The organism is Streptomyces resistomycificus (assembly GCF_001514265.1).
Taxonomy (GTDB): domain Bacteria; phylum Actinomycetota; class Actinomycetes; order Streptomycetales; family Streptomycetaceae; genus Streptomyces; species Streptomyces resistomycificus.
Window position 1 is genome coordinate 219173 of record NZ_KQ948999.1, and the last position, 26271, is coordinate 245443.

Annotated in this window: 34 protein-coding genes; 1 reads left to right on the forward strand and 33 read right to left on the reverse strand. The window is 66.4% G+C overall.

The window, feature by feature from the left end:
• Positions 1 to 182: 182 nt before the first annotated feature.
• The 27 genes from rpmJ to AQJ84_RS31410 all read right to left on the reverse strand — a co-directional run bounded on the left by rpmJ (position 183) and on the right by AQJ84_RS31410 (position 15654).
• The gene (gene rpmJ / locus AQJ84_RS31280; protein WP_003998809.1) at positions 183 to 296 is read right to left on the reverse strand and encodes a 50S ribosomal protein L36; all 114 of its coding nucleotides are present in this window, start codon (positions 294 to 296) and stop codon (positions 183 to 185) included.
• Between the two features lie 61 nt (positions 297 to 357).
• Positions 358 to 579: a translation initiation factor IF-1 gene (gene infA, locus AQJ84_RS31285; RefSeq protein ID WP_003948620.1), complete on the reverse strand. Its 222-nt coding sequence runs from the start codon at positions 577 to 579 to the stop codon at positions 358 to 360.
• 152 nt (positions 580 to 731) lie between these two features.
• On the reverse strand, positions 732 to 1568 hold the full coding sequence (gene map, locus AQJ84_RS31290; protein ID WP_053192722.1) for a type I methionyl aminopeptidase: 837 nt from the start codon (positions 1566 to 1568) through the stop codon (positions 732 to 734).
• Positions 1569 to 1707: 139 nt separating this feature from the next.
• Positions 1708 to 2370 (reverse strand): adenylate kinase, encoded by a 663-nt coding sequence (locus tag AQJ84_RS31295; protein WP_030039766.1) that lies wholly within the window; start codon positions 2368 to 2370, stop codon positions 1708 to 1710.
• Positions 2370 to 3683, reverse strand: coding sequence for a preprotein translocase subunit SecY (secY, locus tag AQJ84_RS31300; RefSeq protein ID WP_030039765.1), 1314 nt, complete (start codon positions 3681 to 3683; stop codon positions 2370 to 2372). Before secY ends, AQJ84_RS31295 begins: the two co-directional genes overlap by 1 nt.
• A 406-nt stretch (positions 3684 to 4089) precedes the next feature.
• Complete coding sequence (gene rplO / locus AQJ84_RS31305) at positions 4090 to 4545, reverse strand: 50S ribosomal protein L15 (protein WP_030039764.1); 456 nt, start codon at positions 4543 to 4545, stop codon at positions 4090 to 4092.
• A gap of 2 nt (positions 4546 to 4547) precedes the next feature.
• A complete protein-coding gene (gene rpmD, locus AQJ84_RS31310; RefSeq protein WP_005481207.1) occupies positions 4548 to 4730 on the reverse strand; it encodes a 50S ribosomal protein L30 in 183 nt (60 codons plus the stop codon).
• Positions 4730 to 5338 carry a 30S ribosomal protein S5 gene (rpsE, locus tag AQJ84_RS31315; protein ID WP_013001409.1) on the reverse strand — a complete coding sequence of 203 codons (609 nt, stop codon included), beginning with the start codon at positions 5336 to 5338 and terminating at the stop codon, positions 4730 to 4732. Before rpsE ends, rpmD begins: the two co-directional genes overlap by 1 nt.
• 70 nt (positions 5339 to 5408) lie before the next feature.
• Positions 5409 to 5792, reverse strand: coding sequence for a 50S ribosomal protein L18 (gene rplR, locus AQJ84_RS31320; protein WP_030039763.1), 384 nt, complete (start codon positions 5790 to 5792; stop codon positions 5409 to 5411).
• 3 nt (positions 5793 to 5795) lie between these two features.
• A complete protein-coding gene (gene rplF, locus AQJ84_RS31325; RefSeq protein ID WP_030039762.1) occupies positions 5796 to 6335 on the reverse strand; it encodes a 50S ribosomal protein L6 in 540 nt (179 codons plus the stop codon).
• A 24-nt stretch (positions 6336 to 6359) separates the two neighbouring features.
• Positions 6360 to 6758 (reverse strand): 30S ribosomal protein S8, encoded by a 399-nt coding sequence (rpsH, locus tag AQJ84_RS31330; protein ID WP_007384075.1) that lies wholly within the window; start codon positions 6756 to 6758, stop codon positions 6360 to 6362.
• Between the two features lie 213 nt (positions 6759 to 6971).
• Positions 6972 to 7157 (reverse strand): type Z 30S ribosomal protein S14, encoded by a 186-nt coding sequence (locus AQJ84_RS31335; RefSeq protein ID WP_003948630.1) that lies wholly within the window; start codon positions 7155 to 7157, stop codon positions 6972 to 6974.
• Positions 7158 to 7162: 5 nt separating this feature from the next.
• Positions 7163 to 7720: a 50S ribosomal protein L5 gene (gene rplE, locus AQJ84_RS31340; protein ID WP_030039761.1), complete on the reverse strand. Its 558-nt coding sequence runs from the start codon at positions 7718 to 7720 to the stop codon at positions 7163 to 7165.
• Positions 7720 to 8043 carry a 50S ribosomal protein L24 gene (gene rplX / locus AQJ84_RS31345; protein WP_030039760.1) on the reverse strand — a complete coding sequence of 108 codons (324 nt, stop codon included), beginning with the start codon at positions 8041 to 8043 and terminating at the stop codon, positions 7720 to 7722. The genes rplE and rplX overlap by 1 nt, the downstream gene beginning before the upstream one ends.
• A 2-nt stretch (positions 8044 to 8045) precedes the next feature.
• On the reverse strand, positions 8046 to 8414 hold the full coding sequence (rplN, locus tag AQJ84_RS31350) for a 50S ribosomal protein L14 (RefSeq protein WP_003998823.1): 369 nt from the start codon (positions 8412 to 8414) through the stop codon (positions 8046 to 8048).
• 97 nt (positions 8415 to 8511) lie between these two features.
• The gene (gene rpsQ / locus AQJ84_RS31355) at positions 8512 to 8799 is read right to left on the reverse strand and encodes a 30S ribosomal protein S17 (protein WP_030039759.1); all 288 of its coding nucleotides are present in this window, start codon (positions 8797 to 8799) and stop codon (positions 8512 to 8514) included.
• Positions 8799 to 9023, reverse strand: a complete 225-nt coding sequence (rpmC, locus tag AQJ84_RS31360; RefSeq protein ID WP_003998824.1) for a 50S ribosomal protein L29 — start codon at positions 9021 to 9023, stop codon at positions 8799 to 8801. Before rpmC ends, rpsQ begins: the two co-directional genes overlap by 1 nt.
• A complete protein-coding gene (gene rplP / locus AQJ84_RS31365) occupies positions 9023 to 9442 on the reverse strand; it encodes a 50S ribosomal protein L16 (RefSeq protein WP_004927269.1) in 420 nt (139 codons plus the stop codon). The genes rpmC and rplP overlap by 1 nt, the downstream gene beginning before the upstream one ends.
• A 5-nt stretch (positions 9443 to 9447) precedes the next feature.
• Complete coding sequence (gene rpsC, locus AQJ84_RS31370) at positions 9448 to 10275, reverse strand: 30S ribosomal protein S3 (protein WP_030039758.1); 828 nt, start codon at positions 10273 to 10275, stop codon at positions 9448 to 9450.
• The gene (gene rplV / locus AQJ84_RS31375; protein ID WP_003974262.1) at positions 10275 to 10622 is read right to left on the reverse strand and encodes a 50S ribosomal protein L22; all 348 of its coding nucleotides are present in this window, start codon (positions 10620 to 10622) and stop codon (positions 10275 to 10277) included. Before rplV ends, rpsC begins: the two co-directional genes overlap by 1 nt.
• A gap of 42 nt (positions 10623 to 10664) precedes the next feature.
• The gene (gene rpsS, locus AQJ84_RS31380) at positions 10665 to 10946 is read right to left on the reverse strand and encodes a 30S ribosomal protein S19 (RefSeq protein WP_003992359.1); all 282 of its coding nucleotides are present in this window, start codon (positions 10944 to 10946) and stop codon (positions 10665 to 10667) included.
• A 12-nt stretch (positions 10947 to 10958) separates the two neighbouring features.
• Positions 10959 to 11795 carry a 50S ribosomal protein L2 gene (gene rplB / locus AQJ84_RS31385; protein WP_030039757.1) on the reverse strand — a complete coding sequence of 279 codons (837 nt, stop codon included), beginning with the start codon at positions 11793 to 11795 and terminating at the stop codon, positions 10959 to 10961.
• A gap of 38 nt (positions 11796 to 11833) precedes the next feature.
• Positions 11834 to 12253, reverse strand: coding sequence for a 50S ribosomal protein L23 (rplW, locus tag AQJ84_RS31390; RefSeq protein WP_030039756.1), 420 nt, complete (start codon positions 12251 to 12253; stop codon positions 11834 to 11836).
• Positions 12253 to 12909, reverse strand: a complete 657-nt coding sequence (gene rplD / locus AQJ84_RS31395; RefSeq protein ID WP_030039755.1) for a 50S ribosomal protein L4 — start codon at positions 12907 to 12909, stop codon at positions 12253 to 12255. The genes rplW and rplD overlap by 1 nt, the downstream gene beginning before the upstream one ends.
• An 8-nt stretch (positions 12910 to 12917) precedes the next feature.
• Entirely contained in the window at positions 12918 to 13562 is a 645-nt protein-coding gene (rplC, locus tag AQJ84_RS31400) for a 50S ribosomal protein L3 (protein WP_007384065.1), read from the reverse strand.
• A gap of 17 nt (positions 13563 to 13579) precedes the next feature.
• Positions 13580 to 13888 carry a 30S ribosomal protein S10 gene (gene rpsJ, locus AQJ84_RS31405; RefSeq protein ID WP_003948644.1) on the reverse strand — a complete coding sequence of 103 codons (309 nt, stop codon included), beginning with the start codon at positions 13886 to 13888 and terminating at the stop codon, positions 13580 to 13582.
• A 539-nt stretch (positions 13889 to 14427) separates the two neighbouring features.
• Positions 14428 to 15654, reverse strand: coding sequence for an acyltransferase family protein (locus AQJ84_RS31410; RefSeq protein WP_078631793.1), 1227 nt, complete (start codon positions 15652 to 15654; stop codon positions 14428 to 14430).
• Between the two features lie 228 nt (positions 15655 to 15882).
• Between AQJ84_RS31410 and AQJ84_RS31415 the strand changes: the two genes are divergently transcribed.
• Positions 15883 to 16875 carry a hypothetical protein gene (locus AQJ84_RS31415; protein WP_030039753.1) on the forward strand — a complete coding sequence of 331 codons (993 nt, stop codon included), beginning with the start codon at positions 15883 to 15885 and terminating at the stop codon, positions 16873 to 16875.
• 103 nt (positions 16876 to 16978) lie between these two features.
• On the opposite strand, the gene tuf is transcribed toward AQJ84_RS31415, so the two are convergent.
• The 6 genes from tuf to AQJ84_RS31445 form a co-directional block, all read right to left on the reverse strand.
• Entirely contained in the window at positions 16979 to 18172 is a 1194-nt protein-coding gene (tuf, locus tag AQJ84_RS31420) for an elongation factor Tu (protein ID WP_030039752.1), read from the reverse strand.
• A 157-nt stretch (positions 18173 to 18329) separates the two neighbouring features.
• Positions 18330 to 20456, reverse strand: coding sequence for an elongation factor G (gene fusA, locus AQJ84_RS31425; protein WP_030039751.1), 2127 nt, complete (start codon positions 20454 to 20456; stop codon positions 18330 to 18332).
• 39 nt (positions 20457 to 20495) lie between these two features.
• Positions 20496 to 20966 (reverse strand): 30S ribosomal protein S7, encoded by a 471-nt coding sequence (rpsG, locus tag AQJ84_RS31430; RefSeq protein WP_003992340.1) that lies wholly within the window; start codon positions 20964 to 20966, stop codon positions 20496 to 20498.
• 2 nt (positions 20967 to 20968) lie between these two features.
• On the reverse strand, positions 20969 to 21340 hold the full coding sequence (gene rpsL, locus AQJ84_RS31435; RefSeq protein WP_003948652.1) for a 30S ribosomal protein S12: 372 nt from the start codon (positions 21338 to 21340) through the stop codon (positions 20969 to 20971).
• A 326-nt stretch (positions 21341 to 21666) separates the two neighbouring features.
• Complete coding sequence (locus tag AQJ84_RS31440; protein WP_030039750.1) at positions 21667 to 22209, reverse strand: DUF1707 and DUF4190 domain-containing protein; 543 nt, start codon at positions 22207 to 22209, stop codon at positions 21667 to 21669.
• A 133-nt stretch (positions 22210 to 22342) separates the two neighbouring features.
• The gene (locus AQJ84_RS31445; RefSeq protein WP_030039749.1) at positions 22343 to 26242 is read right to left on the reverse strand and encodes a DNA-directed RNA polymerase subunit beta'; all 3900 of its coding nucleotides are present in this window, start codon (positions 26240 to 26242) and stop codon (positions 22343 to 22345) included.
• Positions 26243 to 26271 lie beyond the last annotated feature (29 nt).

The window sequence follows — 26271 nt, forward strand, 5'->3', positions numbered from 1 at the left end:
GGCTCCAGTTGATCTTCGGAGGTCTTCCGCAGAACCGACGCCCAGCCGCCGTACCAGGTACGAACTGGGTCCCCGGCCTCCGAACCGGGGGTGTCAGGCACCGTGGTGCCCGGGCTCTGCGTATTTACGTATACAGCTCGCGTCGCGCGAAGTTCTGCGAATCGCAGAGGGTGGGTCGTGCGTCAGCCCTGGCGCTGCTTGTGGCGCGGGTTCTCGCAGATGACCATGACCCGACCGTGACGGCGGATCACCCTGCACTTGTCGCAGATCTTCTTGACGCTCGGCTTGACCTTCATGGGTGTGAGGTTCTCCGGGTCAGTTGCCGGCAGCCCCGCTGACGCGGGACACAGGCAAGATCTACTTGTACCGGTAGACGATCCGGCCACGCGTCAGGTCGTACGGAGACAGCTCCACCACGACCCGGTCGTCAGGGAGGATGCGGATGTAGTGCATACGCATCTTGCCGCTGATGTGTGCCAGGACCTGGTGGCCGTTCTGGAGCTCGACCTTGAACATGGCGTTCGGAAGAGACTCGACGACAGTGCCCTCGATCTCGATGGCACCTTGCTTCTTGGCCACGCTTCGCCCTTCGAATCGACTACCTTGATCGACTCCCTTTGCGTCCCTTACGGGCGCATGCGGACATGCGGGTGCACGAGAGCCGACGAGTCAGTCTACGACAGCGCACCCGGAAAGACGAATCGAGGAAGTGTGCCCCACAGCGGAGATCTTTAAGCGAGCGGGTCCGGAGCCGCCGTGATCCCGTACTCGGCGAGCTTGGCCTTGCCGCCGTCCGGGGCCGTCAGGACCAGCGGCCCCTGCTCGGTGAGCGCGACCGAGTGCTCCCAGTGCGAGGACCAGGTGCCGTCGGTGGTGATGACCGTCCAGTCGTCCTGGAGGACCTCGGTCTTCGGGGTGCCGAGGGAGACCATCGGCTCGATGGCGAGGCAGAACCCGGGGACCAGCTTGGGGCCCTTGCCGCGGCGGCGGTCGACGTAGTTCAGCAGGTGCGGGTCCATGTGCATCTCGGTGCCGATGCCGTGGCCGCCGTAGTCCTCGATGATGCCGTAGCGGCCGCCGCCGGCCTTGGGCTGGCGGCGGATGTACGTCTCGATCGCCCGGGAGACGTCGACGAGGCGGTTGCCCTGCTTCATCGCCGCGATGCCCGCCCACATCGACTCCTCGGTCACCCGGGAGAGCTCCACGAGCTCCGGGGCGTGACCGGAGCCCACGAAGGCCGTGTAGGCGGCGTCGCCGTGCCAGCCGTCGATGATGGCGCCGCAGTCGATGGAGATGATGTCCCCGTCCTTGAGGACGACCTCGTCGGAGGGGATGCCGTGCACGACCACCTCGTTGACCGAGGTGCAGATCGTCGCGGGGAAGCCGCCGTAGCCCAGGAAGTTGGGCTTCGCGTTGTGCTCGGCGAGGACCTTGCGCGCGACCTGGTCCAGGTCCCTGGTCGTGGCCCCGGGCACCGCGGCCTCACGCGTCGCCGCGTGGATGGCGGCCACGACCAGCCCCGCCTCACGCATCTTGGCGATCTGCTCGGGGGTCTTGATCTGCACCATGGGGGCGGGGGCCTTTCTGGGACCGGGTGGGGACGGGTGTGGACGGATGGGGACGGGCGCCATCAACGATACGTGCACCCACGCAGCAGCCGCGGCCCCCTGGGAAGGGAACCGCGGCTGCGGCGACGTACGAACATGACTACGCGGCGTGGTCCTCGCGCCTGAGCGCCTCCATGGCGCGCGAGGTGACGTCCTCCACCTTGCCGAGCGCGGAGATCGTGACCACCAGGCCCTGCGCCTTGTAGTAGTCGATGATCGGCTCGGTCTGCGTGTGGTAGACCTCCAGCCGCTTGCGGACGGTCTCCTCGGAGTCGTCGTCACGCTGGTACAGCTCGCCGCCGCAGACGTCACAGACGCCTTCCTTGGCCGGCTGCTTGTACGTCACGTGGAAGACGTGCGCCGAGTCGTTACGGCAGATGCGGCGACCCGCGATCCGCTTGACGACCTCGGCCTCGGGGACCTCGAGGTCCAGCACCGCGTCCAGCTTCATGCCCTCGGACTGCAGCATCTCGTCCAGCGCCTCGGCCTGCGACACGTTGCGCGGGAAGCCGTCCAGAAGGAAGCCGTTCACGGCGTCCGGCTTCTCCATGCGGTCCTTGGCCATCGCGATGGTGACCTCGTCGGGAACCAGCTCGCCACGGTCCATGTAGGACTTCGCCAGTTTGCCCAGTTCCGTCTTCTGGCTGATGTTGGCCCGGAACAGGTCGCCCGTGGAGATGTGCGGGATCGACAGGTTGTTGGCGAGAAACGCGGCCTGCGTTCCCTTACCGGCGCCCGGCGGCCCGACGAGGACGATACGCATCAGCGGAGGAACCCTTCGTAATTGCGCTGCTGAAGCTGACTCTCGATCTGCTTCACCGTCTCGAGACCCACACCCACGATGATCAGGATGCTGGTCCCGCCGAACGGGAAGTTCTGGTTTGCCCCGAAACCAGCCAACGCCATCGTCGGCACGAGAGCGATCAGCCCCAGGTACAGCGAACCCGGCCAGGTGATCCGGTTGAGTACGTAGGACAGGTACTCAGCGGTCGGTCGGCCAGCCCGGATGCCCGGGATGAAGCCACCATACTTCTTCATGTTGTCCGCGACTTCCTCGGGGTTGAAGGAGATCGCCACGTAGAAGAACGCGAAGAACACGATGAGGAAGAAGTACAGAATGATGTGCGGCGTGGCCGCCGTGTCCGCGAGGTTGTTCCTGACCCAGGTGGCCCAGCCCGCCGTGGAGTTGGTGAACTGCACGACCAGCGCCGGGATGTAGAGCAGCGACGACGCGAAGATGACGGGGATCACACCCGCCTGGTTGACCTTCAGCGGGATGTACGTGGACGTACCACCGTAGGAACGACGGCCGATCATCCGCTTCGCGTACTGCACCGGGACGCGGCGCTGGGCCTGCTCGACGAAGACGACCAGACCGACCATGACCAGGCCGACCGCGATGACGGTGCCGAACTCGATCCAGCCGCCCGCCAGGCTGCCCTGCTCCTTGATGGCCCACAGCGCGGACGGGAAGGTGGCGGCGATCGAGATGAACATCAGGATCGACATGCCGTTGCCGATGCCGCGGTCGGTGATGAGCTCACCGAGCCACATGACGACGGCGGTGCCGGCGGTCATCGTGATGACCATCGTGATCGTGATGAAGATCGAACGGTCCGGCACGATCGAGCTCGCGACGGTGCAGTTGGTGAACAGCGCACCGCTGCGGGCGGTGGCGACGAGGCCGGTGCCCTGCAGGATGGCGAGCGCGACGGTCAGGTAACGCGTGTACTGCGTGATCTTCGCAGTTCCGGACTGGCCCTCTTTCTTGAGGGCCTCCAGGCGCGGGATCACCACGGTCAGCAGCTGCAGAATGATGCTCGCCGTGATGTACGGCATGATGCCCAGCGCGAAGATCGTGATCTGCAGCAGCGCACCGCCGCTGAACATGTTCACGAGTCCGAAGAGGCCCTGGTTGGTGGACGCCTCGTCCACACACCGCTGGACAGACGTGTAGTCGACACCGGGAATCGGCACGTGGGTGCCGACCCGGTAGACCACGATGATGCCGAGCGTGAAGAGCAGCTTCTTGCGCAGGTCGGGCGTCCTGAACGCCCGGGCGAACGCGGTGAGCACGGAGCCTCCTGCGCCCCCCGCACGCATCGCAGGGAGGCTAGTCGTTGACAAGGCCTTGGAGCCAGTAAGTGGTCGCCCAACAGTGCTGAGGGAGACAGACACCTGTCACCACTAGCTATGGATGGACCACAGGACTCTAACAGTGCGGACCCCGTTGCAAGAAGCGGACGAACCCGACGACGGCAGCCTGGGAGCGGGTGTTCGCCACGGGCGGGATTCGCGTGTTCCGCACACACCGCCGCATTTCACATCAATCACCTCTACGAAAGCGGCGGAAGTGTGCGGTGGCGCTCCTTGTATGGAAAAAGGCCCGCCAAAATATCGGCGGGCCTTTTTCAACCGGGGATACCCACAAAAGAGGTATCCCCGGTCGGGATCGTGCAAGTCAGCGAGACGTCCGAGGGATTCAGACGAGCTCGGTGACGGTACCGCCGGCAGCGGTGATCTTCTCCTTGGCGGAGCCGGAGACGGCGTCGACCGTCACCTGCAGCGCCACGGAGATCTCGCCCTGGCCGAGGACCTTGACGAGGCTGTTCTTGCGAACGGCACCCTTGGCCACCAGACCCTCGACGGTGACCTCGCCACCCTCGGGGTAGAGCGAGGCCAGCTTCTCGAGGTTCACGACCTGGAACTCGGTCTTGAACGGGTTCTTGAAGCCCTTCAGCTTCGGAAGACGCATGTGGAGGGGCATCTGGCCACCCTCGAAGCGCTCCGGAACCTGGTAACGGGCCTTCGTGCCCTTGGTACCACGACCGGCCGTCTTACCCTTCGACGCCTCACCACGACCGACACGGGTCTTCGCGGTCTTGGCGCCCGGGGCGGGACGGAGGTTGTGGATCTTGAGCGGGTTCTGCTCCGCCATGATCAGTCGACCTCCTCGACCGTCACGAGGTGGCGGACGGTGTGCACCATGCCGCGGAACTCGGGACGATCCTCCTTGACGACCTGCGTGTTGATGCCCTTGAGACCAAGGGAGCGCAGGGTGTCACGGTGGTTCTGCTTGCTGCCGATGTACGACTTCGTCTGCGTGATCTTGAGCTGAGCCATTACGCAGCACCAGCCCCGGCACGCGCACGCAGCAGAGCCGCGGGAGCGACGTCCTCGAGGGGCAGACCACGGCGAGCCGCGATCTCCTCGGGACGCTGCAGACCCTTCAGGGCCTCCACGGTCGCGTGCACGATGTTGATCGCGTTCGACGAGCCGAGCGACTTCGACAGGATGTCGTGCACACCGGCGCACTCGAGCACGGCACGCACCGGACCACCGGCGATAACGCCGGTACCCGGGGACGCGGGCTTGAGCAGCACGACGCCGGCAGCCTTCTCACCCGTGATCGGGTGCGGGATGGTGCCCTGGATACGGGGGACCTTGAAGAAGTGCTTCTTGGCCTCCTCAACACCCTTGGCGATGGCGGCCGGCACCTCCTTGGCCTTGCCGTAACCGACACCCACGGTGCCGTCACCGTCGCCCACCACGACCAGCGCGGTGAAGCTGAAGCGACGACCACCCTTCACAACCTTGGCGACACGGTTGATCGCGACGACGCGCTCAACGTAAGCGGTCTTCTCGGCGGCAGCTGCGCCGCCGTCACGGCCCTTCCGGTCCCGCCGCTCGCCGCCACCGGCACCGCCACCGCGGCGCTGGGGTCCAGCCATTGGAATTACCTCTCTCTGTTTCCGCTAGCTACGCGCCAACGATTTTTGTCGCTGACGCGACGGGCGGCCCTTAGAACTTCAGGCCGGCTTCGCGGGCGGCGTCCGCCAGGGCGGCGATGCGCCCGGCGTACTGGTTGCCACCACGGTCGAACACCACGGCCTCGACACCGGCAGCCTTCGCACGCTCGGCGACCAGGGCGCCGACCTGCTTGGCCTGCGCGGACTTGTCGCCCTCGCCACCGCGGATCGAGGTGTCCAGGGTGGACGCCGACGCAAGGGTGTGACCCTTGAGGTCGTCGATCACCTGGGCGACGATGTGGCGGTTCGAGCGGGTGACGACCAGACGAGGACGCTCCGCCGTACCGTTGATCGACTTGCGGATCCGGATGTGGCGGCGCTTGATCGCGGCGCGCTTGTAGGCGTCGCCCTTGAGGATCTTCTGTCCGTATGCCATGGCTTACTTACCCGCCTTTCCGACCTTGCGGCGGATGACTTCGCCCTCGTACTTGACGCCCTTGGCCTTGTACGGGTCGGGCTTGCGCAGCTTGCGGATGTTGGCCGCAACCTCGCCGACCTTCTGCTTGTCGATGCCCTCGACCGAGAAGCGGGTCGGGTTCTCCACCTTGAAGGTGATTCCCTCGGGCGCCTCGACGGTGATCGGGTGGCTGTAGCCGAGAGCGAACTCGAGGTTCGAACCCTTGGCCGTCACGCGGTAACCGACACCGCTGATCTCGAGCTTCTTCACGTAACCCTGGGTCACGCCGGTGATCATGTTCGCCACCAGCGTGCGGGACAGGCCGTGCAGGGCCTTGTTCTGACGCTCGTCGTTGGGGCGGGTGACGTTGAGAACGCCGTCCTCACCCTTGGCGATGTCGATCGGCGAAGCGACGGTGTGGGTCAGCGAGCCCTTGGGGCCCTTGACCGCGACCGTACGGCCGTCGATGGTGACGTCCACGCCGGCGGGAACCGTGATGGGGAGCTTGCCAATACGCGACATAGCTGTTTCCTCCGTTCCCTTCCGCTACCAGACGTAGGCGAGAACTTCTCCGCCTACGCCCTTCTTGCCGGCCTGCTTGTCGGTGAGAAGCCCGTGGGACGTGGAGATGATCGCCACGCCGAGGCCGCCGAGCACCTTCGGCAGGTTGGTGGACTTCGCGTAAACCCGGAGACCGGGCTTGGAGATCCGCTTGATGCCCGCGATGGAGCGCTCACGGTTGGGGCCGAACTTCAGCTCCAGGACGAGGTTCTTGCCGACCTCGGCGTCCTCGACCTTCCAGCCCGTGATGAAGCCCTCCTGCTGGAGGATCTCCGCGATGTGAGACTTGATCTTCGATGCCGGCATCGTCACGGAGTCGTGGTATGCCGAGTTCGCGTTCCGCAGACGCGTAAGCATGTCTGCGATCGGATCAGTCATGGTCATGAATTGGCCTTCGGCCTCTCTCGCCGGGGTTTCCTGGTGCGCCATCCCTCTCCCCGATCCGAGACGGGACGGGTGCGGCGCGGTGGACCTACGGCGTAGTAAGTCGTACGGGCGGCAGTCAGGCGCCCAACCCTCCAAGCCTAAGCCATGGAGAGGAGGGCACCTGACACGCCCATTGCTTACCGAGAGCCCTGGGTATCCCTAAAAGGGGGATTACCAGGAGCTCTTGGTCACGCCCGGCAGCTCGCCACGGTGAGCCATCTCACGAAGGCACACGCGGCACAGGCCGAACTTGCGGTACACGGAGTGGGGACGGCCGCAGCGCTGGCAGCGCGTGTAGCCACGCACGCCGAACTTGGGCTTGCGAGCAGCCTTCGCGATCAGAGCCTTCTTCGCCATCTCGCTCACGCCTCCTTGAAGGGGAAGCCGAGGTGACGAAGGAGCGCGCGGCCCTCAGCGTCGTTGGTCGCCGTGGTCACCACGGTGATGTCCATACCCCGGGTGCGGTCGATCTTGTCCTGGTCGATCTCGTGGAACATGACCTGCTCCGTGAGACCGAAGGTGTAGTTGCCACGGCCGTCGAACTGCTTGGGGGACAGGCCGCGGAAGTCGCGGATGCGCGGCAGCGCGAGCGACAGGGTGCGGTCCAGGAACTCCCACATGCGGTCGCCACGAAGCGTGACGTGGGCACCGATCGGCTGGCCCTCACGCAGCTTGAACTGCGCGATGGACTTACGGGCCTTGGTGACGGCCGGCTTCTGACCGGTGATCGTGGTGAGGTCCTTGATGGCACCCTCGATCAGCTTGGAGTCGCGGGCGGCGTCGCCCACACCCATGTTGACCACGATCTTGACGAGGCCGGGGATCTGCATGACGTTCTCGTACTTGAACTCGTCACGCAGCTTGCCCGCGATCTCCTCGCGGTACTTCGTCTTCAGACGCGGAGTGGTGGTGGTAGCCATCAGATGTCCTCACCCGTCCGCTTGGCAACGCGGATCTTGTTGCCCTCGTCGTCGAAGCGGTAACCGACACGCGTGACGACCTTGTTGCCGTCCTTCTCCACGACGAGCTGAACGTTGCTCACGTGAATCGGGGCCTCGGTCGTGACGATGCCACCGGCCTGCGAACCCTTGGCGGTCGGGCCGGCCTTGGTGTGCTTCTTGACCCGGTTGACACCCTCGACCAGGACGCGGTCCTCGCGGGGGAAGGCCGCGATGACCTTGCCCTGCTTGCCCTTGTCCTTACCGGTGATGACCTGGACCAGGTCGCCCTTCTTGATCTTCATGCTTACAGCACCTCCGGCGCGAGCGAGATGATCTTCATGAACTTCTTCTCGCGCAGCTCACGGCCGACAGGGCCGAAGATACGGGTGCCGCGAGGGTCGCCGTCGTTCTTCAGAATGACGGCGGCGTTCTCGTCGAAGCGGATGTACGAGCCGTCCGGACGGCGGCGCTCCTTGACGGTGCGAACGATGACCGCCTTGACGACGTCACCCTTCTTCACGTTGCCACCGGGGATCGCGTCCTTGACGGTGGCGACGATGACGTCACCGATGCCCGCGTAGCGGCGACCGGAGCCACCGAGCACACGGATGCAAAGGATCTCCTTCGCACCAGTGTTGTCGGCGACACGCAGTCGCGACTCCTGCTGGATCACGTCTATCTCCTGTTTGTCTGCCGGTTCCCCGGGAGCCGCTCAGCGAGCGGCTCCCGGAGCCTGGCGGAACTGTCCTGCGAGTTTGCCCGCAGGAGATTTACTTGGCCTTCTCGAGGATCTCGACGACGCGCCAGCGCTTCGTGGCGGACAGCGGACGCGTCTCCATGAGGAGGACGCGGTCGCCGACGCCGGCGGCGTTCTGCTCGTCGTGGGCCTTGAGCTTGTTCGTACGACGGATGACCTTGCCGTACAGCGCGTGCTTCACGCGGTCCTCGACGGCGACGACGACGGTCTTGTCCATCTTGTCGCTGACGACCAGACCCTCACGGGTCTTACGGAAGCCGCGCGCGGCCTTCGTCTCTTCAGTCACGTTGCTCTCGCTCATCAGGCGCTCTCCACCGTCTCGATGCCCAGCTCGCGCTCACGCATCAGGGTGTAGATCCGCGCGATGTCCTTACGGACGGCCTTGAGCCGACCGTGGTTCTCGAGCTGACCCGTCGCCGCCTGGAAGCGGAGGTTGAACAGCTCTTCCTTGGCTTCGCGAAGCTTCGCCAGAAGCTCCTCGTCACCCAGTTCGCGCAGCTCGGACGCCTTGGTACCGGCCGACATCACGCTTCACCTGCCTCGCGCTTGACGATCCGGCACTTCATCGGCAGCTTGTGAGCGGCGCGAGTCAGGGCCTCACGGGCGATCTTCTCGTTGGGGTAGGACAGCTCGAACATGACCCGTCCCGGGTGCACGTTCGCGATCCACCACTCCGGCGAACCCTTACCGGAACCCATGCGGGTCTCGGCAGGCTTCTTCGTGAGCGGGCGGTCCGGGTAGATGTTGATCCAGACCTTGCCGCCACGCTTGATGTGGCGGGTCATCGCGATACGAGCCGCCTCGATCTGGCGGTTGGTCACGTACGCCGGCGTGAGGGCCTGAATGCCGTACTCGCCGAACGCGACCGTCGTACCACCCTTGGCCTGACCGCGGCGCTTGGGGTGGTGCTGCTTGCGGTGCTTGACCCGTCGGGGGATCAGCATTTCGGTCAGGCCTCCGTTCCGGTGCTCTCAGCCGGAGCGGCGGCGGCGGGAGCCTCGGCCTTGGGGGCCTCGGCGCCTGCAGCCTGCTGCGGCTTGCGACCGCGCCGCTCGCCACCACGGCCACCACGGGCCGGGCGGTCGGCACCGCCACCGCGGGCCGGGCGGTTACCCGCACGGGCGGCAGCGTTCTCAGCGCGGACCTCGGCGATGTTCTTGACATCGCCCTTGTAGATCCAGACCTTCACACCGATGCGGCCGAAGGTCGTCTTGGCCTCGAAGAAGCCGTAGTCCACGTTCGCGCGGAGCGTGTGCAGGGGCACACGGCCCTCGCGGTAGAACTCCGAGCGGGACATCTCGGCGCCACCGAGGCGGCCACCGCACTGGATCTTGATGCCCTTGGCGCCGGCCTTCATCGCCGACTGCATGCTCTTACGCATGGCGCGGCGGAAGGAGACGCGGGAGGAGAGCTGCTCGGCGACGGCCTGGGCAACCAGCTGAGCGTCGGTCTCGGGGTTCTTGACCTCGAGGATGTTCAGCTGGACCTGCTTGCCCGTGAGCTTCTCGAGGTCACCGCGGATGCGGTCGGCCTCGGCGCCACGGCGGCCGATCACGATGCCCGGACGCGCGGTGTGGATGTCCACACGGACGCGGTCACGGGTGCGCTCGATCTCGACCTTCGAGATGCCGGCGCGCTCCATGCCGGACGTCATCATCCGACGGATGGCGACGTCTTCCTTGACGTAGTCCTTGTACAGCTTGTCGGCGTACCACCGGGACTTGAAGTCCGTCGTGACACCGAGCCGGAACCCATGCGGGTTAACCTTCTGGCCCATTACCGGGTTCCTTCCTTGCTGCTGACGACCACGGTGATGTGGCTGGTCCGCTTGCGGATCCGGTAGGCACGGCCCTGGGCGCGCGGCCGGAACCGCTTCAGGGTCGGACCCTCGTCGACGTAGGCCTCCGAGATGAAGAGGCTGTCGGCGTCGGTGTGGTCGTAGTTGTGCGCGGCGTTGGCAATGGCGCTGTCCAGCACCTTGCCGACCGGCACGCTCGCGGCCTGCGGGGCGAAACGCAGGACCGCCTGAGCCTCCGTGGCGTCCATGCCACGGATAAGGTCCACCACTCGGCGGGCCTTCATGGGCGTGACGCGGATGTACCGCGCCTGGGCCCTGGCTTCCATGGTTGTCCTTCCAGTGTCTGTCATGGTCATTCCACCCCGCGGTTAGCGGCGCTTCGACTTCCGGTCGTCCTTGACGTGACCCCGGAAGGTGCGCGTCGGCGAGAACTCGCCGAGCTTGTGGCCGACCATCGACTCGGTGACAAACACCGGAATGTGGGTCTTGCCGTTGTGCACCGCGAGCGTGTGGCCGAGCATGGCCGGCACGATCATGGAGCGACGGGACCAGGTCTTGATGACGTTCTTGGTGCCGGCTTCGTTCTGGGCGTCCACCTTCTTGATCAGGTGGTCGTCGACGAAGGGCCCCTTCTTGAGACTGCGCGGCATCTAAACCCGCTCCTAGCGCTTCTTGTTCGTCTTGCGGCGGCGGACGATGTACTTGTTCGAAGCCTTCTTCGGCGAACGAGTACGACCCTCCTTCTGACCCCACGGGGAGACCGGGTGGCGACCACCGGAGGTCTTGCCCTCACCACCACCGTGCGGGTGGTCAACCGGGTTCATCGCCACACCGCGAACGGTCGGACGGACGCCCAGCCAGCGCTTACGGCCGGCCTTGCCCCAGTTGATGTTGCTCTGCTCGGCGTTGCCGACCTCGCCGACCGTGGCGCGGCAGCGCTGGTCGACCAGGCGGATCTCACCGGAGGGCATGCGGAGGTGGGCCATGGTGCCCTCCTTCGCGAGCAGCTGCACCGAGGCACCGGCGGAGCGGGCGAACTTGGCGCCGCCACCGGGACGGATCTCGATCGCGTGGATCGTGGTACCGACCGGGATGTTGCGGAGGGCCAGGTTGTTGCCCGGCTTGATGTCGGCCCCGGGACCGTTCTCGACGCGGTCACCCTGCTGCAGGTTGCGCGGGGCGAGGATGTAGCGCTTCTCGCCGTCGGCGTAGTGCAGCAGCGCGATGCGCGCGGTGCGGTTGGGGTCGTACTCGATGTGCGCGACCTTCGCCGGCACGCCGTCCTTGTCGTGACGACGGAAGTCGATCACTCGGTAGGCGCGCTTGTGTCCGCCACCCTGGTGGCGAACGGTCACACGACCGGCGTTGTTACGGCCGCCCTTGCTGTGCAGCGGGCGGACCAGCGACTTCTCCGGCGTGGACCGCGTGACCTCGACGAAGTCGGCGACGCTCGAGCCACGACGGCCCGGCGTAGTCGGCTTGTACTTGCGGATTCCCATTTCTCAGTCCTCGTCCGATATCGGACGATCCGACCCGCTTACGCGGTCGGACCGCCGAAGATGTCGATACGGTCGCCCTCAGCGAGGGTCACGATCGCTCGCTTGGAGCCGGCGCGCTGACCGAAGCCGGTCTTGGTGCGCTTGCGCTTGCCCTGGCGGTTGATCGTGTTGACCCCGGTGACCTTGACCGAGAAGACCGCCTGGACGGCCTGCTTGATCTGGGTCTTGTTGGCGCCCGGGGCGACGATGAACGTGTACTTGCCCTCGTCGAGAAGCGCGTAGCTCTTCTCGGACACGACCGGCTTGAGCAGGATGTCACGGTGGTCCGTGAACGACTTGCTCACCGGGGTGACGACGGTGTTCTTGCCCTCGGCCTCGTGGCGGCGCGCCTTGGCGACGCGCGCGACCTTCTTGGCCTTGGCAGCCTTCGAGGCGATGCTCGGGTGACGCGTAGCCATCAGGCTTCGCTCCCTTCGGTGTCGGTGGCCTGCGGGCCGGACACGAAGGACTCGAAAGCGGCCTGGGTGAAGACCACGTCGTCGGAGACGATCACGTCGTACGTGTTCAGCTGGCCCGGCTCCAGGATGTGGACCTGGGGCAGGTTGCGGGCGGAGAGCCACGCGGCCTCGTCGGCGCGGTCGACGACCAGGAGCAGGTTCTTGCGCTCCGAGATCTTGCCGAACAGCGTCCGAGCGGCCTTCGTCGACGGGTTCTCACCCTCGATGACGCCGGAGACGACGTGGATGCGGTTGTGGCGGGCCCGGTCGGTGAGGGCGTGACGCAGAGCGGCAGCCTTCATCTTCTTCGGGGTCCGCTGCGAGTAGTCACGCGGCTGCGGGCCGTGGACGACGCCACCACCGGCGAACTGCGGCGCACGGGTAGAACCCTGGCGCGCGCGGCCGGTGCCCTTCTGGCGGTACGGCTTCTTGCCGCCACCACGGACTTCACCGCGACGCTTGGTCTTGTGCGTGCCCTGACGGGCAGCGGCGTTCTGCGCGACGACGACCTGGTGGATCAGCGGGATGCTGATCTTCTCCACGCCGAAGATCTCCGCGGGGAGCTCGACGCTTCCGGTCTTCTCGCCGGCAGGCGAAAGGATGTCAACAGTGCTCATCGGTTACCTCAGGCCCCCTTGGCCGCAGTGCGGACCAGGACGAGGCCGCCGTTCGGACCGGGAACCGCGCCCTTGATGAGCAGCAGACCCTTCTCCGCGTCAACGGCGTGGACGGTCAGGTTCTGGGTGGTCACGCGCTCGTTGCCCATGCGACCCGCCATGCGGAGGCCCTTGAACACACGGCCCGGGGTGGCGCAGCCACCGATCGAACCGGGAGAGCGGTGCTTGCGCTGGGTGCCGTGACCGGCGCCGAGGCCCTTGAAGTTGTGACGCTTCATGACACCGGCGAAGCCCTTGCCCTTGCTCTTGCCGGTCACGTCGACCTTGATGCCGGCCTCGAACACCTCAGCGGTGATCTCCTGGCCGAGGGTGTACTCGCTGGCGTCAGCGGTACGGATCTCGACGAGGTGGCGGCGGGGAGTGACGTCGGCCTTGGCGAAGTGGCCCTTGAGGGGCTTGTTCACCTTGCGCGGGTCGATCTCGCCGAAGGCGATCTGGACCGACTCGTAACCGTCGGCGTCGTTCGTGCGGACCTGGGTCACGACGTTCGGGCCGGCCTTGACGACGGTGACCGGAACAACACGGTTGTTCTCGTCCCACACCTGCGTCATGCCGAGCTTCTCGCCCAGGATGCCCTTGATCTGCTTAGCCATTCTCAGATCACCGGCCTTCAGAGCTTGATCTCGATGTCGACACCGGCCGGGAGGTCGAGTCGCATCAGAGAGTCAACGGTCTTGGGGGTCGGGTCGAGAATGTCGATCAGGCGCTTGTGCGTGCGCATCTCGAAGTGCTCGCGCGAGTCCTTGTACTTGTGCGGCGACTTGATGACGCAGTACACGTTCTTCTCAGTGGGCAGCGGCACCGGGCCTGCGACCGACGCACCAGTGCGGGTCACCGTCTCGACGATCTTCTTCGCCGAGGAGTCGATGACCTCGTGGTCGTAGGCCTTGAGCCGGATGCGGATCTTCTGTCCCGCCATGGCTACTCAGTAGTCCTGTCTCTTCTAACGCTCTGGAACCAGATGGTCTGTTTACTTCGCTCCGCCGACCCACGCGGTCGGGTGTGTCGCGCTCTCGCCGACACAGATGCCCCTTGTTCGAACATCCCTGCTGGGAAAGCACGGCCCTTCCGGAACCGCAAGCCGGGGACGAAAGGCCCACCGGGTGCCTGGCCGGCGCCGCACTGACACTTCCCGAAAGATTCCCGTACGTCCGCCCCAGCGCTGCCATCTGGCAGTTAGGGCGACGAGTACTGTGGGACTCGCTTCCGGTCCTCCCGGCGGGAGGCGCGCAGCATCAACACTCGACCGAGCAACTCCGACAGTCTGCCATATGGGGCAGGCGCCTGGCCAATCGAGCCGGAGACAATACCCCGGGAGTGACGCAGGTCAAACCGATGGGGTCGTCGGCGGTGCCGGGATGGGGGCCGCGGAGCGCGCCTGTGTGGGACAACACACGTACCGAAGACCGGTCAGAACCGCCGGCACGCCCAGTGACGCGCCACCGTACGGGAGGCAGCTCAGGCCGGTCCCCGCGCGTTCCGCATCCGCGCGAACGACGTGTCCAGCCCCCGCTTCACCGCCCCCGCCACCGGCCGCTCCACGAACCGGTGCACCAGCCAGCTCAGCACCAGGAACCCGGCGAGCACGACGACCACCAGCAGCCGGGCGTCCATCGTGTCCCGCAACCGGTTGATCAGCGTCGTGCCGGCCACGTAGTGGATCAGATACAGCGGATACGTCAGAGCCCCGGCCGTCACCAGCCACTTCCAGCGGACGCGGTCCGTCGCGCCGAGGGCGATGGCCACCATGGCGAGCAGGAAGACCGTGAAGACCAGCACGCTCCCCCGCCACCCGGAGACGTGTTCGACCTCGTCGATCCGGTGTCCGAGCTCCAGTTGTCCCATCAGCCACGCCATCCCGAGGATGCCCCACAGCAGCAGGTCCTGACCGAAGCGGTGCATGAGGTACAGCGCCAGGCCCGCGATGAAGTACCAGGCGCCCTCGGGGTTGGCGGTCAGCTCCAGCAGGCGGAATCCGGACACCGGCGCGAGCATCGCCGCCGCGCCCCACACACAGCAGAAGACCACGACCTTGCGGTACGTCAGCCCGGTGGCGACGACGACCAGGAAGAGGAGGTAGAAACGCAGTTCGGACCAGAGCGTCCAGTACACGCCGTCGACGTTCGCGACACCCGAACCGGACTGCAGCATCGTGAGGTTGAGCAGGACCTCACGCAGCCGCAGACGCTCCCACACCCCCGGTACGGCCACCAGGACGGCCGTGGTGAACACGACCGCGAACCAGTACGCCGGGTAGAGCCGGATCACCCGTGAGACGAAGAACTGCCGCGGGGTACGCCCCCAGCACGACATGCAGATCACGAAGCCGCTGATCACGAAGAAGATCTCGACGCCGATCCAGCCGTAGGAGGCGAAGCGGAACACCGTGGGCATGATGTCGGACACCGGCCGGCCCCAGATCGGGTTGCCCGGCTGGTCGACGCGGTCCGTACCGGCGAAGTGGTGCACGGCCACCATCAGGGCGGCGATCAGACGGATGCCGTCGACCGCGTAGAGCCGGCGGCCCACCCGTTCCCGTACGACGACGCGGGGGCGTGGCGCGACGCCGGGCTGTGGCGGCCGCCGCCCGGGCGGTGCGGCGAGCGGCGGGAGCGGCTGCTGCAGTCCGCCGCTCAGGCCCGCCACCCGCGTCGGGATCGTCGTCCTGCCGTCCGCACCACGCATCGGCACCTGTCGTCCGTCCTCATGAGGCAACTCCGGGCCGGGCGGCTCCCGGCCGCCTTCACGCTACGACCGTCACAATCGCCTCACAGCGGCCAGACGAGAACATTCCCCCCGTCCGCGAGAGCACGTCGACCGAACCCTCGCCGACGCGCCCCACGCCGTTCCCCAACACTTCACTTGACACAAATCCCCTGCCGCGCAAGGGCGTTCAGCGCCTAGCCTCACCCCATGCCACGCACCACCCCGCCCCGCCCCCTCGACGTGACGGCCCACTTCCCCGAGCTGGCCCCGCTGGCCCGCACGGCCGTGCGACTGCACCCCCGGCCCGGCGTGCCCACCGCGGCGGACAGCTCGATCGGCGGACCACTGCTGTGGCCGGCCCGCGAGCCCTGGCCCACCTGCCCGGACCACACCGCACGGCAGTACGGTCACGCCCCCGAGGACCTCCGGCACTACCGGCGCATCCTCGGCGGGGCCTGGGACCGCCCTCGCGAGGAGGGCGCCGACCTGCTGACCCCGCACGAGCGCACGCTCGTCGACCGCCTCGGCCAGGCGCGGTGGATCCCCCTCGACGGCCCCCTCCCCCTGCTGCCGGTCGCCCAGCTCCACGCCTCCGACGTCCCCGGCCTCCCCCGCCCTGACGGCACCGACCTGCTCCAGGTGCTGTGGTGCGCCTTCGACCACGGGGAGCAGATGCCCCGCGCCGAGCTGCGCTGGCGGGCGGCCACCGAGGTCGTCGACCCGCTCCCGGCCGGCGCCGCCCCGCGGCCACCGGTCGTCGAACGTGACAGCTACCTCCCCGAGCCCTGCGTCCTGCACCCGGAGACCGTCACCGAACACCCGGCCCCGCACGAGCTGCCCGAGGAGCTGGCGGATCGGATCGAGGCGTGGGAGGAGGGGTGCGGGCTCGTCTACCAGTACGACCTGGGCGTGGCTCCGGGCTGCAAGGTCGGCGGGCACGCCCCGTGGAGCCACACCGACCCGTTCCCCATGTCCTGCCCCGAGTGCCGTGCGGCCGTCCGTCCCCTGCTCACGCTCGACAGCTCGGAGTGGGACGGCGGCAGCCTCAGCTGGCGGCCGGTCGAGGACGGCGGCCACCGCGGCCCGATGTTCCGCGGGCCGGCCCAGGCCACCCGGCTGCGCATCGGCCGGGACCACGCCCTGCAGCTCTACGTCTGCACGACGTCGTACGGCCATCCGCATCTGCAGAACATCCAGTGAGCCCGCGCGAGGCCCCCGCACACAGCGAAGGGCCCGTACGACCGAAGTCGTACGGGCCCCTGCTTGGAGCTCGCGCTGGAGCTACCAGGTCAGATCAACGAGCTTACTTGTTGATCTTGGTGACCTGGCCGGCGCCGACCGTCCGGCCACCCTCACGGATGGCGAACTTCAGGCCCTCTTCCATGGCGACGGGCTGGATGAGCTCAACGGTCATCTCAGTGTTGTCGCCCGGCATGACCATCTCGGTGCCCTCGGGGAGGGTCACGACGCCGGTCACGTCCGTCGTACGGAAGTAGAACTGGGGACGGTAGTTGTTGAAGAACGGCGTGTGACGGCCGCCCTCGTCCTTGGACAGGATGTACGCCTGCGCCTCGAACGAGGTGTGCGGGGTGACCGAGCCGGGCTTGATGATGACCTGGCCGCGCTCGACGTCCTCGCGCTTGATGCCACGGAGCAGCAGACCGACGTTCTCACCGGCCTGGCCCTCGTCGAGCAGCTTGCGGAACATCTCGATGCCGGTGACCGTGGTGGTGGTCTTCTCGGTCTTGATGCCGACGATGTCGACGGTCTCGTTGACCTTGAGGACACCACGCTCGATACGGCCGGTGACGACGGTGCCACGACCGGTGATCGTGAAGACGTCCTCGATCGGCATCAGGAACGGCTTGTCGACGTCACGCTCGGGCTGCGGGATGTTCTCGTCGACGGCCTTCATCAGGTCGAGGACGGACTTGCCCCACTCCGCGTCGCCCTCGAGGGCCTTGAGCGCCGAGACCTTGACGACCGGCAGGTCGTCGCCCGGGAACTCGTACTCGGAGAGCAGCTCACGAACCTCGAGCTCGACGAGCTCCAGGATCTCCTCGTCGTCCACCATGTCGGCCTTGTTCAGCGCGACGACGATGTAGGGGACGCCGACCTGGCGGGCCAGGAGCACGTGCTCCTTGGTCTGCGGCATCGGGCCGTCCGTGGCGGCGACCACGAGGATGGCGCCGTCCATCTGCGCCGCACCCGTGATCATGTTCTTGATGTAGTCCGCGTGACCGGGGCAGTCGACGTGGGCGTAGTGACGCGTCTCGGTCTGGTACTCGACGTGCGCGATCGAGATGGTGATACCGCGCTGGCGCTCCTCAGGAGCCTTGTCGATCTGGTCGAAGGCCGAGGCCTCGTTCAGGTCCGGGTACGCGTCGTGCAGCACCTTGGTAATGGCGGCCGTGAGGGTCGTCTTACCGTGGTCGATGTGACCGATGGTGCCGATGTTGACGTGCGGCTTAGTCCGCTCGAACTTCGCCTTCGCCACTGGGGTCCTCCTGGGAGTGGTTCTGGTACGCCTTACTTCGCCGGCGCCAGGTGATCTTTGCTGGATGTCCCGGATCCCCGGGGCATTCCCTCCGACATTGCGGCGGAATGCCCCACGAGGCTCCGGAGTCAAGCCTACGGCGTGTGAACGCGGTGCGTTACTCGCCCTTGGCCTTCGCGATGATCTCCTCGGCGACGTTCCGCGGAACCTCGGCGTAGGAGTCGAACTGCATCGAGTAGCTTGCGCGACCCGAGGTCTTGCTGCGGAGGTCTCCGACGTAGCCGAACATCTCCGAGAGGGGCACGAGGCCCTTCACGACGCGGGCACCGGCCCGCTCCTCCATGGCCTGAATCTGACCACGGCGGGAGTTGATGTCGCCGATGACCTCACCCATGTAGTCCTCGGGCGTGGTGACCTCGACGGCCATCATCGGCTCGAGCAGCACGGGGCTGGCCTTGCGCGCGGCCTCCTTGAAGGCCTGCGAACCGGCGATCTTGAACGCGAGCTCGGAGGAGTCGACCTCGTGGTAGGCACCGTCGAGAAGCGTGACGCGGACGCCCGTCATCTCGTAGCCGGCGAGGATGCCGAACTGCATGGCCTCCTGCGCACCGGCGTCGACCGAAGGGATGTACTCCTTCGGGATACGACCACCGGTCACCTTGTTCACGAACTCGTACGAGGCGTCGCCACCCTCGATGGGCTCGATCGCGATCTGCACCTTGGCGAACTGACCGGTACCACCGGTCTGCTTCTTGTGGGTGTAGTCCACGCGCTCGACGGCCTTGCGGATCGTCTCACGGTACGCGACCTGCGGCTTACCGACGTTGGCCTCGACCTTGAACTCACGGCGCATACGGTCGACCAGCACCTCGAGGTGCAGCTCGCCCATGCCACCGATGATGGTCTGGCCGGTCTCCTCGTCCGAGTGAACCTGGAAGGAGGGGTCCTCCTCCGCGAGACGCTGGATGGCGACACCCAGCTTCTCCTGGTCACCCTTGGACTTGGGCTCGATGGCGACCTGGATGACCGGCGCCGGGAAGTCCATGGACTCCAGGATCACCGGCTGCTTGTCGTCGCACAGCGTCTCACCGGTCGTGGTCTGCTTCAGACCCATCACGGCGATGATGTCGCCGGCGCCCACCGCGTCGATCTCCTCACGCTTGTTCGCGTGCATGCGGTAGATCTTGCCGATGCGCTCCTTCTTGCCCTTGACGGAGTTCAGCACGGCGGTGCCGGACTCCAGGCGGCCCGAGTAGACCCGGACGAAGGTGAGCTTGCCCAGGTGCGGGTCGCTCATGATCTTGAACGCGAGGGCGGACAGCGGCTCGTCCTCGGACGGCTTGCGCTTGACGACGACCTCGGGGTCCTTGACGTCGTGGCCCTCGATGGCCTCGACGTCGAGCGGGGTCGGCAGGTAGCGCACGACCGCGTCGAGCAGGGGCTGGACGCCCTTGTTCTTGAACGCGGTGCCACAGAACACCGGGGTGACCGTGGTGTCGTTGGACTTGCCGGACGCGATGGTGATGCGACGGATCGCGGCGTACAGCTGCTCCTCGGTGGGCTCCTGGCCCTCCAGGTACAGCTCCATGATCTCTTCGTCGTTCTCGGCGACGCCCTCGATCAGCTTGCCGCGGTACTCCTCGGCAGCCTCGGTGTGCGTGGCCGGGATGTCGACGACGTCGTACATCTCGCCCTTGGCGGCCTCGGCGGACCACACGAGCGCCTTCATGCGGACCAGGTCGACGACGCCCTTGAAGTCGGCCTCGGCACCGATCGGAAGCTGCATGACCAGCGGCTGCGCACCAAGGCGGTCCGAGATCATGTCGACGCAGCGGTGGAACTCCGCGCCGGTCCGGTCGAGCTTGTTGACGAAGCAGATACGGGGCACGCCGTAACGGTCGGCCTGACGCCACACCGTCTCGGACTGCGGCTCCACACCGGCGACACCGTCGAACACCGTCACGGCACCGTCGAGCACACGCAGGGAACGCTCCACCTCGACGGTGAAGTCGACGTGACCCGGGGTGTCGATGATGTTGATCGTGTAGTCGTTGTCCTCGAGCGGCCAGTGACAGGTGGTCGCAGCAGACGTGATCGTGATGCCACGCTCCTGCTCCTGCTCCATCCAGTCCATCGTGGCAGCGCCGTCGTGGACCTCACCGATCTTGTACGAAACGCCGGTGTAGAACAGGATCCGCTCAGTGGTGGTCGTCTTGCCCGCGTCGATGTGGGCCATGATCCCGATGTTGCGGACCTTGGCCAGGTCAAGTGAAGTGGTAGCCATAAGGCTTCAGTCTTCTCTCGGTCTCGATGGGGGTAGCGACTACCAGCGGTAGTGCGCGAAGGCCTTGTTGGACTCGGCCATCTTGTGGGTGTCCTCGCGCTTCTTCACAGCGGCACCAAGGCCGTTGGACGCGTCGAGAAGTTCGTTGAGCAGACGCTCGGTCATGGTCTTCTCGCGACGGGCGCGGGAGTAACCGACCAGCCAGCGCAGCGCGAGCGTGTTGGCACGACCGGGCTTGACCTCGATCGGAACCTGGTACGTCGCACCACCGACACGGCGGGACTTGACCTCGAGGGTCGGCTTGATGTTCTCCAGCGCGCGCTTCAGCGTGATGATCGGGTCGTTGCCCGTCTTCTCACGCAGACCCTCCATGGCGCCGTAGACGATGCGCTCGGCGGTGGAGCGCTTGCCGTTCAGCAGCACCTTGTTGATCAGCGACGTGACAAGAGGAGAACCGTAGACCGGGTCGATGATGACCGGGCGCTTCGGGGCGGGGCCCTTACGAGGCATTCTTACTTCTCCTTCTTGGCGCCGTAGCGGCTGCGGGCCTGCTTGCGGTTCTTGACACCCTGGGTGTCGAGCGAACCACGGATGATCTTGTAGCGAACACCCGGCAGGTCCTTCACACGGCCGCCGCGCACGAGCACGATGGAGTGCTCCTGCAGGTTGTGTCCCTCACCCGGAATGTAAGCAGTGACCTCGATCCCGCTGGTCAGACGCACACGCGCGACCTTACGCAGGGCCGAGTTCGGCTTCTTCGGGGTGGTCGTGAACACACGCGTGCAGACGCCGCGACGCTGGGGCGAACCCTCGAGTGCGGGCGTCTTGTTCTTCTCGACCTTGTCCTGCCGGCCCTTCCGGACCAGCTGCTGGATCGTAGGCACTACTTCTCCGGTTTCTGTGTGCCGAATGGTGAAGCTAACCTGGAACGTCGCCGACCCACGCGGTCGGGTGTGTCGAATCCGGCGGACTTCCGCCGCGAGGCGGAAGGAAGCGCAGATTACGGTGGCCGGTGACGACTCCCGACTGCGGTTGAAGGCACGCACGGAAGCCAGGGCACACCCCAGGCACAAGGTCTGAGCGTACCTAGCTCATTCGCTGCGGTCAAAACAAATGGGTGCCACCCGCCTCACCAGGCAGGACATGTCAAGCCCCAACGCCGTAGACGATCTTCGTTTTCACGCTCCGCACACGTCGGGGCACCACTTGGTCACCCGGTCGCGAACCCCACCGCCAGCAGAAGCGTCAGGATAAGCGCCCAGCCGGCCGTCGACAGCCAGCCCAGCACCAGACCGGTCAGCGCCAGCCCGTCGCCGCCCTCCCCGGTGCGCTGGATCTCCGCACGCGCCGCGTGCCCGAGGATCACCGCCGGAAGACCGGTCAGCCCCATGGTGGGAAGGCACAGGAGCCCACAGACGGCGGCCCCGACGGCCTTGCCGTTGGTCTGCGGCCGCGGGACGGGCATGAACGTCCGTGGCACGGCCATCACGGGCGCCGTGTGCGGTACGGGCCCGGTGGGCAGGTCGGCGACGAGCAGGGCCAGCTCCGCCACCGTCCGGGCCGCGTAGGCCCGCTCCACGCGCCGGTCGAACTCGGCCTTCTCCAGCCGGCCCTCTCCGTAGCCCGCTCTGAGCACGTCCACCGCGCGTTCCCGGTCGGCGTGCGAGGCCAGCATGGACGGGGCGCTGTGGCCCTGCCAGGGCTGCGGAAGGCCCTGTCCTGGCTGCCAGGGCTGCCATGACGGATTCGACACCGGGCACCTCCCCACTCCCCCGAGGTCCCTCCATGATGCGCCGAACCGGCGATTCCGGCACAGACCGCGTCACCGGACACGCCGAAGGGCGGCCACCCCGAGAGGTGACCGCCCTTCGATTCAGTCTGCCCGCTTACTGGTTGTACGGACCGTAGTCGTAGTCCTCCAGCGGAACGGCCTGGCCGGAGCCCGTGCCGAACGGCGAGTAGTCGATGTCGTCGTAGCCGACGGCCGAGTACATCGCGGCCTTGGCTTCCTCGGTCGGCTCGACCCGGATGTTGCGGTAGCGGGACAGGCCCGTACCGGCCGGGATGAGCTTACCGATGATGACGTTCTCCTTGAGGCCGATCAGGGAATCGGACTTGGCGTTGATCGCCGCGTCCGTCAGGACCCTGGTCGTCTCCTGGAAGGACGCCGCCGACAGCCACGACTCGGTCGCCAGCGAGGCCTTGGTGATACCCATCAGCTGCGGACGACCGGAGGCCGGGTGACCGCCCTCCTGGACCACACGACGGTTCTCGGTCTCGAACTTCGAGCGCTCGACCAGCTCGCCGGGCAGCAGCTCGGCGTCGCCGGACTCGATGATCGTCACACGGCGCAGCATCTGCCGGATGATGATCTCGATGTGCTTGTCGTGGATCGACACACCCTGCGAGTTGTAGACCTTCTGGACCTCGCCGACCAGGTGGACCTGGACGGCACGCTGACCCAGGATGCGCAGCACGTCGTGCGGGTTGGTGGCACCCACGGTGAGCTTCTGGCCCACCTCGACGTGCTCGCCCTCGCTGACCAGGAGCCGGGCACGCTTCGAGATCGGGAACGCCGTCTCGTCGCTGCCGTCGTCCGGGGTGACGACGATCTTCTTGGTCTTCTCGGTCTCCTCGATCCGCACGCGGCCCTGGGCCTCGGAGATCGGGGCGACACCCTTGGGCGTACGAGCCTCGAAGAGCTCGACGACACGGGGCAGACCCTGGGTGATGTCGTCACCGGCCACACCACCGGTGTGGAAGGTACGCATCGTCAGCTGGGTACCGGGCTCACCGATGGACTGGGCGGCGATGATGCCGACCGCCTCACCGATGTCGACCAGCTTGCCGGTGGCCAGCGAACGGCCGTAGCACATGGCGCAGGTGCCGACGGTCGACTCGCAGGTCAGGATCGAACGGGTCTTGACCTCCTCGACGCCGTGGTGCACCAGCTGGTCGATGAGAACGTCACCCAGGTCGACGTTGGCCGGCGCGATCACCTTGCCGTCGATGACGACGTCCTCGGCGAGCATGCGGGCGTAGACGCTGGTCTCGACGTCGTCCGTCTTGCGCAGCACACCGTCGGCGCCGCGCGTGGCGATCTTCAGCTTCAGACCGCGCTCGGTGCCGCAGTCCTCCTCGCGGATGATGACGTCCTGCGAGACGTCCACCAGACGACGGGTCAGGTAACCCGAGTCGGCGGTACGCAGGGCGGTGTCCGCCAGACCCTTACGGGCACCGTGCGTGGAGATGAAGTACTCCAGCACGGACAGGCCCTCACGGAAGGACGCCTTGATCGGACGCGGGATGGTCTCGTTCTTCGCGTTCGACACCAGACCACGCATACCGGCGATCTGCCGCATCTGCATCATGTTTCCTCGGGCACCCGAGTCAACCATCATGAAGATGGGGTTGGTCTTGGGGAAGTTCTCGTTCATCGCCTCGGCGACCTCGTTGGTCGCCTTGGTCCAGATCGCGATGAGCTCCTGCGTGCGCTCTTCCTTGGTGATCAGACCGCGCTCGTACTGCTTCTGGACCTTCTCGTCCAGCGCCTCGTAGCCCTTGACGATCTCCTTCTTCGCCTCGGGAACGACGACGTCGGAGATGGCCACGGTGACGCCGGAACGGGTCGCCCAGTAGAAGCCGGCCGCCTTCAGGTTGTCGAGCGTCGCCGCCACGATGACCTTGGGGTAGCGCTCGGCGAGGTCGTTGACGATCTCGGAGAGCTGCTTCTTGCCGACCGAGTAGTCGACGAACGGGTAGTCCTCGGGCAGCAGCTCGTTGAAGAGCGCGCGGCCCAGGGTGGTGCGCAGGCGGAACGTGTCCCCCTGCTGCCACTCGGGCTCGCCCTCCTCGCGCGCCGGCGGCATCCAGCCGCGCGGCGGGATGGTGCCCACCGGGAAGCGGATGTCGATCTGCGACTGGAGCGCCAGCTCGCCGGCGTCGAACGCCATGATCGCCTCGGCCGTGGAGCCGAAGGACCGGCCCTCGCCCTTGGTGTCACGCAGCTCGCCGTCGGTGGTGAGGAAGAACAGACCGAGGACCATGTCCTGGGTCGGCATCGTCACCGGACGGCCGTCGGCGGGCTTGAGGATGTTGTTCGAGGACAGCATCAGGATGCGGGCCTCGGCCTGCGCCTCCGCGGACAGCGGAAGGTGCACGGCCATCTGGTCACCGTCGAAGTCCGCGTTGAACGCGGTGCAGACGAGCGGGTGGATCTGGATGGCCTTGCCCTCGACCAGCTGCGGCTCGAAGGCCTGGATGCCGAGGCGGTGCAGGGTGGGCGCACGGTTCAGCAGCACCGGGTGCTCGGCGATGACCTCTTCGAGGACGTCGTACACCACGGTGCGGCCGCGCTCGACCATCCGCTTGGCGCTCTTGATGTTCTGCGCGTGGTTCAGGTCGACCAGGCGCTTCATCACGAACGGCTTGAAGAGCTCCAGCGCCATGGCCTTCGGCAGACCGCACTGGTGCAGCTTCAGCTGCGGACCGACGACGATCACGGAACGCGCGGAGTAGTCCACACGCTTGCCGAGCAGGTTCTGACGGAATCGACCCTGCTTGCCCTTCAGCATGTCGCTGAGGGACTTCAGCGGGCGGTTGCCGGGACCGGTGACCGGGCGACCACGACGGCCGTTGTCGAACAGCGCGTCGACGGCCTCCTGGAGCATGCGCTTCTCGTTGTTCACGATGATCTCGGGCGCGCCGAGGTCGAGAAGCCGCTTCAGGCGGTTGTTCCGGTTGATCACACGGCGGTACAGGTCGTTCAGGTCGGAGGTCGCGAAGCGGCCACCGTCCAGCTGCACCATCGGGCGGAGGTCCGGCGGGATGACCGGGACGCAGTCGAGGACCATGCCCTTGGGGCTGTTGGAGGTCTGCAGGAAGGCAGACACGACCTTCAGCCGCTTCAGCGCACGGGTCTTCTTCTGACCCTTGCCGGTACGGATGATCTCGCGGAGGCGCTCGGCCTCCTCGTCCAGGTCGAAGGACTCCAGGCGCTTCTGCAGCGCCGCGGCACCCATCGAACCGTCGAAGTACGTGCCGAAGCGGTCACGCAGCTCGCGGTAGAGGAGCTCGTCGCCCTCCAGGTCCTGGACCTTGAGGTTCTTGAACCGGGTCCACACCTCGTCGAGACGGTCGATCTCGCGCTGCGCACGGTCACGCAGCTGCTTCATCTCACGCTCGGCGCCCTCGCGCACCTTGCGGCGCACGTCGGCCTTGGCACCCTCGGCCTCGAGCTCGGCCAGGTCGGTCTCGAGCTTCTTGGCGCGGGCCTCCAGGTCGGAGTCCCGGCGGTTCTCGATCTGCTGCCGCTCGACGGAGACGTGCGCCTCCAGGGAGGGCAGGTCGCGGGTGCGGCGCTCCTCGTCGACGTACGTGATCATGTACGCCGCGAAGTAGATGACCTTCTCGAGGTCCTTCGGGGCGAGGTCGAGCAGGTAGCCCAGCCGCGACGGAACGCCCTTGAAGTACCAGATGTGGGTGACGGGAGCGGCGAGCTCGATGTGGCCCATCCGCTCACGTCGCACCTTGGCGCGCGTGACCTCGACGCCACAGCGCTCACAGATGATGCCCTTGAAGCGGACACGCTTGTACTTGCCGCAGTAGCACTCCCAGTCCCGGGTCGGACCGAAGATCTTCTCGCAGAAGAGTCCGTCCTTTTCGGGCTTGAGCGTGCGGTAGTTGATGGTCTCGGGCTTCTTGACCTCGCCGTGGCTCCACTGACGGATGTCGTCAGCGGTGGCCAGACCGATCCGGAGCTCATCGAAGAAGTTGACGTCGAGCACTATGCGTCAATCCCTCTCAGGGTTGTAAG